General features: G+C 46.6%; 12 protein-coding genes. 1 reads left to right on the top strand and 11 read right to left on the bottom strand.

Annotated elements, in window-relative coordinates; all coding sequences use genetic code 11:
* Positions 1 to 47 precede the first annotated feature (47 nt).
* The 9 genes from H515_RS0102775 to fldA form a co-directional block, all read right to left on the bottom strand.
* Entirely contained in the window at positions 48 to 1,187 is a 1,140-nt protein-coding gene (locus H515_RS0102775) for a UDP-N-acetyl glucosamine 2-epimerase (RefSeq protein ID WP_025875402.1), read from the bottom strand.
* A 112-nt stretch (positions 1,188 to 1,299) separates the two neighbouring features.
* Entirely contained in the window at positions 1,300 to 2,253 is a 954-nt protein-coding gene (locus H515_RS0102770) for an SPFH domain-containing protein (RefSeq protein WP_025875404.1), read from the bottom strand.
* A gap of 39 nt (positions 2,254 to 2,292) precedes the next feature.
* Complete coding sequence (locus H515_RS0102765; protein ID WP_025875406.1) at positions 2,293 to 2,742, bottom strand: NfeD family protein; 450 nt, start codon at positions 2,740 to 2,742, stop codon at positions 2,293 to 2,295.
* Positions 2,743 to 2,922: 180 nt separating this feature from the next.
* A complete protein-coding gene (locus H515_RS12865; protein WP_081410111.1) occupies positions 2,923 to 3,816 on the bottom strand; it encodes a M48 family metallopeptidase in 894 nt (297 codons plus the stop codon).
* Between the two features lie 169 nt (positions 3,817 to 3,985).
* Positions 3,986 to 4,861 carry a carboxylating nicotinate-nucleotide diphosphorylase gene (nadC, locus tag H515_RS0102755; protein ID WP_028901564.1) on the bottom strand — a complete coding sequence of 292 codons (876 nt, stop codon included), beginning with the start codon at positions 4,859 to 4,861 and terminating at the stop codon, positions 3,986 to 3,988.
* Between the two features lie 39 nt (positions 4,862 to 4,900).
* A complete protein-coding gene (gene nadA / locus H515_RS0102750; RefSeq protein ID WP_025875408.1) occupies positions 4,901 to 5,893 on the bottom strand; it encodes a quinolinate synthase NadA in 993 nt (330 codons plus the stop codon).
* Between the two features lie 75 nt (positions 5,894 to 5,968).
* A complete protein-coding gene (nadB, locus tag H515_RS0102745; protein ID WP_025875410.1) occupies positions 5,969 to 7,549 on the bottom strand; it encodes an L-aspartate oxidase in 1,581 nt (526 codons plus the stop codon).
* A 946-nt stretch (positions 7,550 to 8,495) separates the two neighbouring features.
* The gene (locus H515_RS0102740; RefSeq protein ID WP_028901563.1) at positions 8,496 to 8,843 is read right to left on the bottom strand and encodes a DUF2023 family protein; all 348 of its coding nucleotides are present in this window, start codon (positions 8,841 to 8,843) and stop codon (positions 8,496 to 8,498) included.
* Between the two features lie 51 nt (positions 8,844 to 8,894).
* The gene (gene fldA, locus H515_RS0102735) at positions 8,895 to 9,383 is read right to left on the bottom strand and encodes a flavodoxin FldA (RefSeq protein ID WP_025875413.1); all 489 of its coding nucleotides are present in this window, start codon (positions 9,381 to 9,383) and stop codon (positions 8,895 to 8,897) included.
* A gap of 281 nt (positions 9,384 to 9,664) precedes the next feature.
* Between fldA and mfd the strand changes: the two genes are divergently transcribed.
* Complete coding sequence (mfd, locus tag H515_RS0102730; protein WP_025875414.1) at positions 9,665 to 13,159, top strand: transcription-repair coupling factor; 3,495 nt, start codon at positions 9,665 to 9,667, stop codon at positions 13,157 to 13,159.
* A gap of 180 nt (positions 13,160 to 13,339) precedes the next feature.
* Here mfd and H515_RS0102725 read toward each other — a convergent pair whose 3' ends face one another.
* Both H515_RS0102725 and H515_RS0102720 read right to left on the bottom strand, forming a co-directional pair.
* Positions 13,340 to 13,831, bottom strand: coding sequence for a hypothetical protein (locus tag H515_RS0102725; protein WP_154653626.1), 492 nt, complete (start codon positions 13,829 to 13,831; stop codon positions 13,340 to 13,342).
* A 15-nt stretch (positions 13,832 to 13,846) separates the two neighbouring features.
* Complete coding sequence (locus H515_RS0102720; protein ID WP_028901562.1) at positions 13,847 to 14,095, bottom strand: hypothetical protein; 249 nt, start codon at positions 14,093 to 14,095, stop codon at positions 13,847 to 13,849.
* Positions 14,096 to 14,415 lie beyond the last annotated feature (320 nt).

Genomic DNA, 14,415 nt, shown 5'->3' with positions numbered 1-14,415 from the left:
CTTCCATCTACAGGTGTGTTTATTCAAAAAATATTCGCTCGATGGTCTTATTCCATCAACCCAATGAGCGTCTGCACAATCCGCTCTGCCGAACGGCCATCCCAGCGATCTGGGATATTGGCTGGCTTCCATGCATCATTGGTCATATCAGCCACGGCCTTGCCCAACTTGTCGGCATCCTCGCCTACCAGGACATTTGTACCCTGTTTCACTGTCTCAATGTGCTCCGTATAGCTGTTCAGCGTAGCGCAAGGCACATTGTTGAAGGTCGCTTCTTCGGCGACATTACCCGAATCGGTGATAATGCCGCGGGTATTGGCCAACAAATAGGCAAAGTCAAGGTAGCCCAATGGCTCAACTATGTGTAAATCGGGATGCTTTGTCACAGCCATTGTCGAGATTGCCTCTATGGCTGATGCTCGAAGCGGAGCGATTACCGGCATATTGCCCACATTTTGTATCATGGCGTCGAGCATTTTCTCTAAATTCTCTTTGTCGCTCATCAGCGCCTTGCGGTTGAGCGTGAACACATAGTATTGTTTCGCCTTTAGATTGAGACCCTTCAAGGCGGAAATGCACTCGAACGACATGCCGCCCATTCGCTCACGGTTATAACGAATGTTATCAATGAGGATATTTCCCACCATATAGACCTTCGACAACTCGGCGCCTTCTTTGTTGGCTATGCTATTGTTGCTCAAACCAGCCGTGAAAAGTACGTCGGAAAGCCCATCTATCACGAGCCGGTTGATTTCCTTTGGCATCGTGATATCGAACGAGCGCGTTCCAGCCGCTATGTGGGCCAAGGTGATGGCTTGCTTCTTGGTAACGATCGCTGCAGCCATTGTTGAGGCGAGGTCATCGACCACAATCACAACGTCGGCCGGATGTTCCTGCAAATACAACTCAAACTTCGACATCACTTGTCCGGTAAGGTCATTTAGGTTCTCACAAACAACGCCTAAGCAAACAGCGGGACGTGAGATCTGAAGATTGTCAAACAAACTATCTTCCAATGTAATATCGTCCGACTTGCCTGCATAAACCATTGAGTAAGACACCTGACAGGCGGAACTTCCCTCTGCCTGCATCTTTTCAAGCAAACGGACAATCGGTGCTACCTTAATGAAGTTCGGTCGTGCACCACAAAAAATACAGAATCTAAGATTTCTACTCTTATTGCTCATTGGGCTGATTTTAAATTGGAATACAAGTGGACGAGTTTTCTCCTCTGCGGTCTATTCAACACATCAACGCTGGAGCACGCAAGTCCATCTGTCTTCTTGTCAACTAAATTGATTATTCTCCTTTAAACATTTCCTTGATACCACCAATGGAGCCCATCATGCCTGTGGCCTCATAAGGTAAGTAAACCGTCTTTTGGTTCTCATTCTTAGCTAAATCAGCCATCATCTGAATATACTTCTGCGCAATGAGATAGTTGGCGGGATTTGTACTCTTGCCCACTGCATCGGTGATTCGCTGTATCGCAACAGCCTCAGCCTCAGCCACACGAATGCGGGCCTGAGCCTGACCTTCGGCAATGAGGATGGCCTGTTCCTTGTCAGCCTCAGCACGGTTGATGGTTGATGTTTTCTCACCTTCAGACTGAAGAATGGCCGCCTGCTTCTCACCTTCACTCGTAAGAATGGTTGCTCGTTTATTGCGCTCTGCTTGCATCTGCTTTTCCATCGCCTGAAGTACGCTCTCAGGTGGTGTGATGTCCTGTAACTCAACACGGTTCACCTTGATACCCCACTTGTTGGTTGCATCATCAAGCACCGAGCGAAGCTTAGTGTTGATAGTGTCGCGAGAGGTCAAAGTCTGGTCAAGTTCCATCTCGCCAATGATATTACGCAAAGTTGTCTGCGTGAGTTTCTCTATTGCATTTGGCAAGTTGTTGATTTCATAGACAGCCTTAAACGGATCAACAATCTGGAAATAGAGCAATGCGTTGATTTGCATTTGAATGTTATCCTTGGTAATTACGTTCTGTCGGTCGAAATCATACACCTGCTCGCGCAAGTCGATGACGGTTGTGTACGTGTATCTGCCGCTTCGCAAGGCAACAATTTCCTTGGCACGGTCGATGAAAGGTATAATGATGTTGATACCAGGCTGCAATGTCGCATAGTATCTACCAAGTCGCTCGATAATACGAGTTTCACTTTGTGGGATAATCACAACGGCCATCTTGGCAAAAAGTATCACCAACAGGATAATGGCAATTAAAACAATGTATTCAATAGACATAATTATTAAAATATTTGGTTTGTTCTATTAATGTTAATACTAAGCTATCTCAACAGTGACGATGATGGAATTGAGCATAAGGACTCTGACTGTCTTTCCCTCTTGTATTTCTAAATTATTGACAGACTGGGCCTTCCAGTAATCACCATCAATCTTTACCCTGCCATATCCACCAGCTTCAATCTTCTCAGTAACCTTTCCAACGCGCCCAATCAATGCCTCAGCATTGCTCAAACGTGATTCACCACCCTTGTGAAAGTACTTCAGGGCCAACGGACGCACAAAGAAGATGCTCAAAACCGTAGCAACAGCAAAGACTATGGTCTGTACTGCGATGCTATCAGTCAACGCTGCGACTATGGCAGCTATGGCAGCACCGATGGAAAAACAGAGAATGAAGAAATCATCATTGATCAGTTCCAACACAAGGCAAAGGAGACTACCAAGCACCCATGCCATCCAAAGGTTTTGAACGAAGTAATCTATCATAATCTTTACAGTTTATTTCGATTGTAAAGATAATAAAAGATATTGGAATGGACAATCTTTTTATAAGAAAAATACCACCGATATTCAGAATTTCAAGCACTATAGCGAGTGAAAATCCTGAATATCAGTGGAAAGTATTTCCTATTTCCAAGTGGGACTGTTCAGCCTTCGTTGTAATAATCAGCGACGACGGGTTGTTGATTTCTTTTTCCTGGTCGAGGGCTTGCTGACCTTTGATGGCTCAGGTGTCGAAGCTCCGCTTGCCGTATAATACTTCATGGCCTCAGGCATCCAGCCCTGAATTCGTTCGATTCGTTTGGCATCAGACGGATGATCGCTAAGAAACAGCTGCAATCCCGTAGCCTTGCTTTGCGAAGAGGCAGCCATCCTCTGCCAGAAGCTCACCGCATTCTGAGGATCGTAGCCCGCCATGGCTGCAAAAATTAAGCCCATGTGGTCGGCTTCAAACTCATGGTCGCGACTATACTTAATATTTCTGAAAGTAAAGGCGCCCGAAGCAATCTGTGAAGCTATGTCTCCGACTCCTGATCCGACAGCGGAGTTCAGCACAGTGCCCAATATGGCTGTACCAACTTGTTGGTTTTGCTGTTTTGTAATTTGCTCAGCACTATGCTTTGCGACAGCATGTGCAATCTCATGTCCCAGCACTACGGCCAAACTTGCTTCGTTCTGAGTGTAAGGAAGCAAACCTTCGTAAACGACAATCTTGCCACCTGGCATACAGAAAGCATTCACTTGCTTGTCAGCAACAAGATTAAACTCCCAATCGAAGTTATTGATTTCATTAGCAAAACCATTATTCCGCAAATATGTTTCTACAGCATTCGCCAGTTTTCTCCCCACTCTATTCACCATCTGTGTGTTGGAGACATTGGTCGATTTCTTAGCAGAAGCCATGAATTTGGCATACTCCTTATTGCTAAGGCTTAACAATTCTGCGTCGCTTACGTTGATTTTATGCTTACGTCCTGTTAATGGCACGGTAGAAGTTGTGCCACAAGCTGCGAGTGTTGCAACTATCACAACCATTAAAATAAACTTAACCTTTTTCATTATCTAATTATTTTATCATGTTGGTTTACTTTTCTCTAATGTTCAAAGAGCAGCTCACTTGTGATTGAAGCGCAACTCACCTGTGATTGAACATCAGTTTATTTGCGAAGATACTACTTTTATGGCATATTTTATCTAATACATCCATTTTTTACTGACGTATCACTATTTATTTAATCACGAGTTTGTCGCTACCAGCTGCCTTAAAACTCATGTCAAGTCCCTTAACGCTGTGCGTGAGTGCACCGAATGAAATAAAATCGACACCAGCTTTGGCATATGGAATCATTGTTTCGAATGTAATACCTCCACTCGATTCAGTTTCACAACGACCTCCGACAAGCTCAACGGCCTTGCGAGTATCCTCCGGAGTGAAGTTATCGAACATGATTCGGTCGCACCCTTCAGTCAGCGCCTCATCCAACTCCTGAAAGTTCCTCACCTCGCATTCGATTTTCAGGTTCTTTCCGTGTTCCTTGCAGTATTGTTTGGCACGAGATATAGCATTATGAACCCCGCCACAGAAGTCAATATGGTTGTCCTTGAGCAGAATCATATCGAAAAGACCTATGCGATGATTCATCCCCCCTCCTATCTTGACAGCCTCTTTCTCAAGCATGCGCATACCAGGTGTTGTCTTTCGGGTGTCCAACACACGAGTTTTGGTGCCGGCATCAACGAGTGCCTGCTGATATTTGTGGGTCATTGTCGCGATGCCACTCATCCGCTGGAGGATGTTCAACATGAGCCGCTCTGTCTGCAACAGGCTCTGTTCACGTCCTTTCACACTCATCACGATGTCACCTGGATGAACATGCGCACCATCTTTCACATAAACCTCCACTTCCAATGACGAATCGAAGCGCCGGAACACTTCCTTCGCAATCTCCACACCAGCAAAAATCCCCTCTTGCTTAATGAGCAGCTTACTCTCGCCTATCGCATCGTCCGGAATACAACAGAGAGTCGTATGGTCTCCGTCACCAATATCCTCGCTAAAGGCAAGGTCTATAAGCCTGTCGTTCAGTTCTTCTATTGTCAACATTGTCGTATCTTTTACATTTCACGATTGCATCAACCGTTGTTACAATCCTAATTTTTTCGAAATTTCAAGCATTTTATTGATTGGTCTCACTGCTTTCTCCGCTATTTCCGGATCAACCTCAATCGTTGGCCATTCATATTTCAGACAGTTGTATAATTTATGCAATGTAATGAGCTTCATAAAGTTACACTCATTACAAGCACAAGTACTGTCGTCAGGTGGAGCAGGAATGAATGTTTTGTGAGGAGCCGACTTCTGCATCTCATGCAATATCCCGCTCTCCGTAGCCACGATGAACTCTTTGGCTGGGTCGCTAATGCTGAATTTCAGTAAAGCTGCCGTACTTCCCACCTTATCGGCGATTTTTGCCACAGGTCCTTTGCATTCGGGGTGAGCCAACACCTTTGCACCAGGATGCTCACGCTTGAGCCGGGCAATCTTCTCAACTGAGAATTTCTCATGAACATGGCAGGCACCGTTCCACAACAGCATGTTCCGGCCCGTTATACTGTTGATGTAGCCACCCAGATTCTGATCTGGACCGAAGATAATGGGCGTGTCTTTGGGGAACGACTCCACAATCTGACATGCGTTACTGCTCGTCACCACCACATCGGTGAGCGATTTAGTTGCAGCCGTGGTGTTCACGTAGCTGATGACAGTATGGTCGGGATGTGACTTGACAAACTTCTCAAACTCATCTGTCGGACAGCTCTCCGCCAGCGAGCATGAGGCATTCAGGTCGGGGACCAGCACCGTCTTGTCAGGACACAGAATTTTGTTGGTCTCACCCATGAAGTGCACTCCACACATGACGATGATGTCGGCATCAGTTGCCGCAGCTTTTTGGGCCAGGGCCAAGCTGTCGCCTACGAAGTCAGCGAGGTCCTGAACCTCACCCTCGGTATAGTAATGGGCCATTATCACGGCATTCTTCTCCTTGCACATGCGCCGTATTTCGGCCTTGATGTCAACGTTATCAGGGATAGGTTCGTCGATATATCCTTTATCAAGCCATTCTTTTTTAGTCATATTTCTATAATGTTTTTGTATTTGTGAATTAAACAGTAATGAGCGCGCGGCAGACATTCCCACGACAAAGACGAGTCATCGTGCATGATTGGGATAATCAATATTGTAGTGCAATCCGCGACTTTCCTTGCGCTCGATAGCCTGTCGCGTAATGAGATAGCCAACGTTTATCATGTTCCGTAGCTCACAGATATCCTTTGTGGCCTTCACTTGCTTGAAGAGCCGTTCGGTTTCCTCGTACAAAAGGTCCAGTCTGTCCCAAGCACGCTTCAGTCGAAGATTGCTTCTGACAATTCCGACATAATTGCTCATGATACCACCAACCTCCCTGACACTCTGGGTAATAAGCACTCGTTCCTCGTTGCTCATCGTACCATTGTCATCCCACTCTGGAATGTCGAGATTAACATTGTACTTATCAATACTGTTCAACGAATGCTTTGCGGCCGATTTGGCATAGACCACAGCCTCAATCAATGAGTTGCTTGCCAGACGGTTACCGCCATGCAATCCCGTACACGAGCATTCGCCAACGGCATAGAGACGATGGATGGAGCTTTCGCCGTTGAGATCTACTTTTATTCCTCCGCACATGTAATGCGCACTCGGACAAACGGGAATATAGTCTTTGGTTATATCAATGCCGATGCTCAGGCATTTTGCATAGATATGGGGGAAATGCTTCCTCGTCTCGTCGGCATCCTTGTGGGTGACATCAAGACAGACGTAGTCCAACCCGTGGATTTTCATCTCGTGGTCAATGGCTCGTGCCACAATATCGCGCGGAGCAAGCGACAGTCGCTCATCATATTTCTGCATGAACTCATCGCCGTTGGGCAAGCGGAGCACCCCTCCGTAACCACGCATGGCCTCTGTGATGAGGAATGCCGGACGGGTTTCCGAAGGATTGTAGAGCACCGTGGGATGAAACTGTACAAATTCCATGTCGGCAACTGTACCCTTGGCACGATAGACCATGGCTATGCCGTCGCCCGTGGCTATTCCTGGATTGGAGGTCGTCGCATAAACAGCCCCTATTCCGCCCGTCGCCATGAGTGTTACCTTACTGAGATATGTGTCAATCTTTTGGGTATTGGGGTTTAAGATATAGGCACCGTAACATTCTATATCAGGTGTTCTTCTCGTAACCTCAACACCCAGGTGGTGTTGAGTGATAATTTCGACGGCAAAGTGATTCTCAAGCACCGTGATATTCTTGTTACGGCGCACCGCCTCCATCAAACCGCGCTGAATTTCAAAACCTGTGTCGTCGGCATGGTGAAGAATCCTGAACTCGCTGTGTCCACCTTCACGATGGAGGTCGTACGTTCCATCCTCACGCTTATCCAAATTGACCCCCCAGTCGAGTAGGTCGCGAATAGCTTCAGGTGCGTTTCTGACAACGTGCTCTACGGCTTCCAGGTTCGATATGTTGTCACCGGCAATCATCGTGTCCTCAATGTGCTTCTCAAAATTGTCAACCTTGAGATTGGTCACTGATGCAATACCGCCTTGTGCCTTGGCCGTGTTTGCCTCATCGAGAGTGGTTTTGCATACGAGAATTACTTTCCCCTTTCCGCTATTGGCAACTTTAAGGGCAAAAGTCATTCCTGCAACTCCACCACCTATAACAAGAAAATCTGATTTGTATATCATAATAAAATACCAGTTCGTCTATATGGCTACAAAAGTAGTAAGATTTTCTGATAAATTTCATTAAATGTCTGCTATTTATCAATGAACACTCAGAAAAACAGCATTAACCACAAATTAGACATCAGACAGCAAGCTCCTCACCGAATATTACCAACGTCGTCCCCAGTCCTCTTTTACTTGTGAGCAAAAGTTTTAAGATGGAATCTTAAAAGCTGACCCGGCGCTTTTACAGTGCATTTGACTGAGCCCACCTAAAATAAGCAATGCAGCAACATTGATTATACGGCAGCATGCCGTTAACAAGCCGTCATCGCAGCAAGGAGGCTCAGCTTTGTAAAACTATTTCACAATCGGAGAGACAAAACCTAAACTTACGCATTGCAAAAGGTCAGCATTCGCCGTGCGATAGCTCATCTTTCGGGTGGCGGAAGCTAACCTTTTGATAGAGTAAAACTATTTCACTCATTTTCAAACATTTAGAAAACTTACAGAGGAACATAAACTGTCAATATTTTTTACCATTCTCCTTATCTGCCAAATATAGGCGACTCACGAAATAAGCCTTATCTGTTTCAACCTGATTTTTAAGTACAACGTGTATGCGAATGAGAGAACGAAACGAGCTGTTTGTTCAATCGCCTTGTCACTTTGAACTGAGAAGAACACAAAAGATGACAGACCACAACCCCTTATACGATGTATCACAATTCCGATGGAGGTTTATAGGATCCCGCATGGGCATTTGCCATTGACGGTTGCTTAGTAATTATAACTATCATCTTGTCTGACAAATAATTAGAAGAATAGCAGAGCACATAGCAAAAAAGGATTGTCTCACGACAACCCTTAATTTTTCCTATACAAAAACATTATGAAATAATTTCTATTTCGCGAACAAGATTCATTTAATAAATTATATGGTCACTACCATATTGAAGATAAATGCTTACTGTGCCCGATTGCAAGTGCGGCATTTGCGCTCGCAATACCGCTCGCACTGCACTCGAATATCATACCCCAACATAGCTCCGAGTATGAAATCTTCCTCAGGAGTTAGTTGGTTCAATGGCTTGGTGACGAATAGTCGGATGGCGTCCAGACACTCCTTGCGCCCAAAAAACAAATTCAAACGCCCGTTTCCTACCGGATGAACCAGATAAGGAATGTTCTGATGCTGAAGCCGTTCCTTGACAAGGGCTTCATACTTCATATTGAAAGTATATAGCACCATTTGTCGAATGCCTTTCTTGAACTCATAGATATGGTTCATCAACACCCTCATGTCTGTGTCCATCCTTTGCGTATTCATCTTGTCAAGCCTTGTTTTCAGAGAAATTTCCGTATCTTAGAGTGAGCCTTTGATAGCCTCCAGCCATGAATCGATGCGGGCTTCGGTCTGATCGTCCTCATTCACATCATCCAAAGCAAGCCCAACGAACTGACCGTCAATCACGGCCTCGCTGTCGTCAAAAGTGTATCCCTCTGTTGACACACCGGGAAGAATATTCGCCCCTTTAGCCGCATCGTAGATTTCCTTCATGGCACCGCAGAAAGTGTCGGAGTAAGACTCGCTGTCGCCACAACCAAAGAGTGCGACAGTCTTGCCCGAAAGATCTGCTTCCTTCAAGACATTCAGGCCATCGTACCAGTCGTCTTGCAATTCTCCTGCTCCCCATGTAGAAGTGCCGAGGATCAAATTATCGTAATTGGACACCGTATCGTTTGAAAAATCCGACACATTGATGACCTCTGCTCCTAATTTCTCGCCGATAATGTTTGCAATATTCTCGCATACGCCGGTTGATGAACCGTAAACCACAACTGTTTTTTTCATAATTTCTACCACTTTACATTGTTTTACGGATGCAAAGTTAGGAAGTTTCTAAATCCTGTGCAATACCTAAAAATAGTGGTTTTTCAATATACCGACAATTAGGTAGTGGTGATCGGAGAACCGGTGAAATTGATTCAAAAAGCGTTATTGAGGCATAAAATAGACCATTTCGCCATTTTTAATACCCACTTTACAGTAACCTTGACACAAAAACACTACCCACTTTTGTCACCATGCTCGCATAAAAGTTGTATCTTTGCAGTCTCAACGCAAATGATGCGATGAATATACAAGACTTACAACAACTCTACGCACTGTTGCCACAGGTAGGTGCGTTGCTCAAAGTACTGGAAGACAAATCGGCAAAGACGGTTTTCCTGCAAGGACTCGTGGCCTCAGCTACACCGATGTTTTTCGCCTCCGTTGCACAAAGATGGCAGAAAACGATACTTTTTGTGTTAAACGACAATGACGAGGCGGGATATTTCTACAACGATCTCAAGACGATTGCCATGCCAGAGGACGGCAAGGGGCAGACGGCAGAGGTACTATTCTTCCCGTCGTCTTATCGACGTGCTGTGAAATACGGACAGCGTGATGCCGGAAACGAAATTCTGCGCACCGAGGTACTTTCGAGGTTGTCGGCTTTGGAGGGGCAGAAAACATCAGAATCGGAGAGAGAAGAAGCAACCGCAACACCACTCTGCATCGTTACAGAACCATCGGCATTGGCAGAACTCGTGGTTGCCAAGAAGCATTTGGACGAGCGGACACTCAGCGTAGAAGTGGGGCAAACCGTCGATGTGATGGAAATGGAAAAGACCTTGCGGTCGTTTGGTTTCCAACAGGTGGATTATGTCTATGAGCCGGGACAGTTTGCAATGCGAGGGAGCATCCTCGATGTGTATTCGTTCGCAAGCGAACTGCCGTTCCGCATTGATTTCTTTGGCAATGACGTTGATACAATCCGTACGTTCGAGGTGGAGACGCAGCTCTCGAAGGACAAGAAAAACCGAGTGGAGATAGTGCCAGAACTCGCCACGTTATCGGAAGAGAAGGTGCCTTTTCTGCAATTCCTGCCACAGGACAGCTTGCTGGTCGTCAAAGACTTTCTGTATATCCACGATGCAATAGAGCATATATATAAGGAGGGATTTACCACTCAGGCTGTCATGGAGCAGATGGAGGGTAAGACGGAAGTGGAACAAATGGAACTGCGCACGGCACTACAAGGCTCATCGCAGCTCATTTCAGCCATGCAGTTTACGGACGACGCATTGAATTTCCGCCGAATAGAATTTGGTCCGAACCGAACGGCAGACACGACAATAACGGGCAGAACGATGGAAAACCAGTCAATCATCCGCTTCGACATCACCCCGCAGCCGCTCTTTCACAAGAACTTCGACTTGCTCACCAAGACTTTGCAGGACTATCTTCTGCAAGGCTACAAGCTCTACATCCTTGCCGACAGCGAGAAACAGACTGCCCGACTGCGCGACATCTTCGATAATATAGGAAACGAAACAGGCAGAGAACACATTCCCTTCACACCCGTCAGTCGCACGCTGCACGAGGGGTTTATCGACAACTCTTTGAAAGTTTGTTGCTTCACCGACCATCAGATATTCGACCGTTTCCACAAATACAACCTTAAATCAGACAAGGCAAGGCAAGGCAAGATGGCACTGACGATGAAGGAATTGCAGGAGATGGAGCCGGGCGACTTCCTCGTTCATGTGGATTTCGGCATCGGAAAGTTTGCTGGACTCGTCCGTGTGCCGGCAGTAGACTCCTATCAGGAGATGATAAGATTAGTCTATCAGCACAACGACATAGTGGATGTGTCCATCCACTCGCTCTACAAAATCAGCAAATACCGGCGCGCCGACAGCGGAGAACAGCCGCGCCTTTCCGTTCTTGGCTCAGGAGCTTGGGAGCGGCTCAAGGAAAAGACCAAGAAACGCATCAAGGATATTGCACGCGACCTTATCAAGCTCTACGCCAAACGCCGGCATGACAAGGGGTTTGCCTTCTCGTCCGACTCTTATATGCAGCACGAGCTGGAAGCATCTTTCCTCTACGAAGACACGCCCGACCAGCTGAAAGCAACGCAAGAGACGAAGCAAGACATGGAAAGCGCACGCCCGATGGACCGTCTCATCTGCGGAGATGTGGGCTTCGGAAAGACAGAAGTGGCAGTGCGGGCGGCCTTCAAAGCTGCCTGCGACGGCAAGCAGGTGGCAGTGCTCGTGCCGACAACAGTGCTTGCTTTTCAACATTTCCAGACGTTCAAGAAGCGGCTGAAAGATATGCCGGTAAGAGTGGATTATCTCTCGCGTGCCCGTTCGGCGAAGCAGACGAAAGAGGTTTTGGCAGACTTGGCAGAGGGGAAAATAGATATCCTCGTAGGCACACACAAGCTCATAGGCAAAAGCGTAAAGTGGAAAGACATCGGGCTACTCATCATCGACGAGGAACAGAAGTTCGGCGTATCGACCAAAGAGAAGCTGCGCCAACTGAAATCGAACATCGACACGCTCACCATGTCGGCGACACCCATCCCCCGAACGCTCCAATTCTCGCTGATGGGGGCAAGGGACATGAGCATCATGCGCACCCCTCCACCCAACCGCTACCCGATACAGACTGAGATACACACCTTCGGACATGAGGTCATCGCCGATGCCATCAACTTCGAGATGAGCCGCAATGGGCAAGTGTTCTTCGTAAACGACCGCATCGCCAATCTCCTGGAAATAGAGAAACTTATCAATAATTATGTACCAGATTGCAGAGTGGGGATAGGACATGGGCAGATGAGACCGGAAGCATTAGAAGAGATCGTCATGGGATTCATGAACCACGATTACGACGTGCTGCTCTCAACAACCATCGTCGAGAATGGCATCGACATCTCAAACGCCAACACCATCATCATCAACGACGCCCACCGCTTCGGCCTTTCCGACCTGCACCAAATGCGCGGACGTGTGGGACGCTCGAACAAAAAAGCCTTCTGCTATCTGCTCGCCCCACCCCTCTCGGCCATCAATCCCGAAGCGCGCCGCCGCTTGGAAGCTCTTGAGACTTTCTCCGACCTCGGAAGTGGCTTCAGCCTCGCCATGCAGGACCTCGACATACGCGGTGCGGGCAACCTGCTCGGCGCAGAACAAAGCGGATTTATGGAAGACCTGGGCTACGAAACCTATCAGAAAATCCTCTCGCAAGCTGTGACCGAATTGAGAAACGATGAGTTCCAAGACCTCTATGCCGAAGAGATGGCCGAAGGAAAAGAGATAACGGGCGACGACTTCGTGGACGACTGCGCCATAGAAAGCGACCTGGAAATGTATTTCCCCGACACCTACGTTCCCGGCAGCAGCGAGCGGATGCTCCTCTACCGGGAGCTGGACAATATTGAGCGCGACGAGGAACTCGATGCCTACCGCAAACGATTGGAAGACCGCTTCGGCCCCGTCCCCCGTCAAGGCGAGGAGCTGATGCAAGTCGTGGCCCTCCGTCGCATCGGCAGACGATTAGGCTGCGAGAAAATCATGCTCAAGCAAAGCACCCTCCAACTACAATTCGTCTCCAACCCCGACAGTGCCTACTACAAGAGCCGCGCCTTCGGCCGATGCCTCGACTACATCGGTCGCAACGCCCGCCGCTGCACGCTGAAAGAAAAGTACGGAAAGCGGTTCATGGTTGTCAGCGGTGTGAAATCGGTAGGCGAAGGCGTATTCGTCCTGCGCGAGATAGAGAAAGGACCATAAATATACAATACAGCCAATAGGGGGAAAGCTATGACATCCCCCTATTCTGACAGGTCTTAGGTTTATTTGTAACCATGACCATGTTTCGCTGCGTCTGTAGGAAATTCCCAATTCTATTGCTTGTCTGTTTCCAACAGCAAAGAAATTCTCAACACTGACTATCAGTCATAGAGTCTGGATTTATTTTGTATTGAAAATAATCCCTTCACTTAAAGTCCGAATATATTTCCTGTCACCCTTTCGTGTATTAATAGCATCCGTACATACAAATTTCACCTGCTGCCTCGCATTGTCATAATAAGTGAGATTACCTTTTATAATGACATCCTGATTCCTTCTTCTCAGATAAAAGGTTACAGGGCAGACAGCCTGTTTAGCATCATAGTAATAGGATATATTTTTTGTTGCAAAATCATGTTCAGGAACTGCACCCTTGCCAAGCTCTCCATACAATTCAGTTGCCAGCTCATTGACAGTCGCAGAAAGAGCCTTGTTTGCGTCAACATTGAATATTTCCCGCCAAGCAGCCTCTTCTCTCTTCTCCTGCTCCAGCTGATAAGACTTATTACGTTCTCTCATTCTGCTATAGGCAAGAGGGTCATAAGAGGTAAAACAAGAAGTCAAAAGCACAAGGCTCGCAAAAGGTGCTATTAGATTAATAATAGTCTTCATAATCTTAGGTCTTAATTATTTCATTGGGTCAAGAACAGTCTTCTCAAATCTGTAGCGGAAAAAATCACTTCCAGCCTGTACTTTTACTTCCAATTCCTTATCCGTTTTCTTCTTCAACTTGCATTGATAGTTGAGAAACGTGAACTTGTTACTGCTGGATAAGGTGACATTCCGTGAGCCTTGATTCGTCCAGCTCGTCCCATCATACTTGTACAAGACGATGAAATACTGATTGAACTTGTCTGTCTCTGATAAGTTAATCATCAGACAGCCAGCCTTAAGGTTGGTGACATCATAATTACGGGAGTTTTTGGTTGAATAAAGCTCATCATCAAGCGAGGTGGCATCAATCGCTTCAATCCGGTTTACAAACCAATTTCCGCCAAGCGTACTTGTGTTAATGGCTCAGTAGAAAATCAATGGGGGAATAATTTGTTATTTATCTTAATAATTCCGACCTTCGCATTATGGAAGAAAAAATGTTACGCACCTTGGCAACTCTTGTTTTGCCTTCTCAAATATTAGATTATTTTACTATCGTTTCTGTCTGCGAGGTTGGACCTGAGTTTCATATTAGTCTTGAC

It is taken from the genome of Prevotella corporis DSM 18810 = JCM 8529 (assembly GCF_000430525.1).
GTDB classification, from domain to species: Bacteria; Bacteroidota; Bacteroidia; order Bacteroidales; family Bacteroidaceae; genus Prevotella; species Prevotella corporis.
This window is presented reverse-complemented; position numbering and strand designations above follow the sequence as displayed.

Excerpts from the sequence above, each read along its gene's own strand:
- nadC (WP_028901564.1), bottom strand. The coding sequence starts at position 4,861 with ATGTTGACAATAGAAGAACTGAACGACAGGCTTATAGACCTTGCCTTT.
- H515_RS0102765 (WP_025875406.1), bottom strand. The coding sequence starts at position 2,742 with ATGATAGATTACTTCGTTCAAAACCTTTGGATGGCATGGGTGCTTGGT.
- H515_RS0102770 (WP_025875404.1), bottom strand. The coding sequence starts at position 2,253 with ATGTCTATTGAATACATTGTTTTAATTGCCATTATCCTGTTGGTGATA.
- fldA (WP_025875413.1), bottom strand. The coding sequence starts at position 9,383 with ATGAAAAAAACAGTTGTGGTTTACGGTTCATCAACCGGCGTATGCGAG.
- H515_RS12865 (WP_081410111.1), bottom strand. The coding sequence starts at position 3,816 with ATGAAAAAGGTTAAGTTTATTTTAATGGTTGTGATAGTTGCAACACTC.
- H515_RS0102720 (WP_028901562.1), bottom strand. The coding sequence starts at position 14,095 with ATGATTAACTTATCAGAGACAGACAAGTTCAATCAGTATTTCATCGTC.
- nadB (WP_025875410.1), bottom strand. The coding sequence starts at position 7,549 with ATGATATACAAATCAGATTTTCTTGTTATAGGTGGTGGAGTTGCAGGA.
- nadA (WP_025875408.1), bottom strand. The coding sequence starts at position 5,893 with ATGACTAAAAAAGAATGGCTTGATAAAGGATATATCGACGAACCTATC.
- mfd (WP_025875414.1), top strand. The coding sequence starts at position 9,665 with ATGAATATACAAGACTTACAACAACTCTACGCACTGTTGCCACAGGTA.
- H515_RS0102725 (WP_154653626.1), bottom strand. The coding sequence starts at position 13,831 with ATGAAGACTATTATTAATCTAATAGCACCTTTTGCGAGCCTTGTGCTT.
- H515_RS0102740 (WP_028901563.1), bottom strand. The coding sequence starts at position 8,843 with ATGGACACAGACATGAGGGTGTTGATGAACCATATCTATGAGTTCAAG.
- H515_RS0102775 (WP_025875402.1), bottom strand. The coding sequence starts at position 1,187 with ATGAGCAATAAGAGTAGAAATCTTAGATTCTGTATTTTTTGTGGTGCA.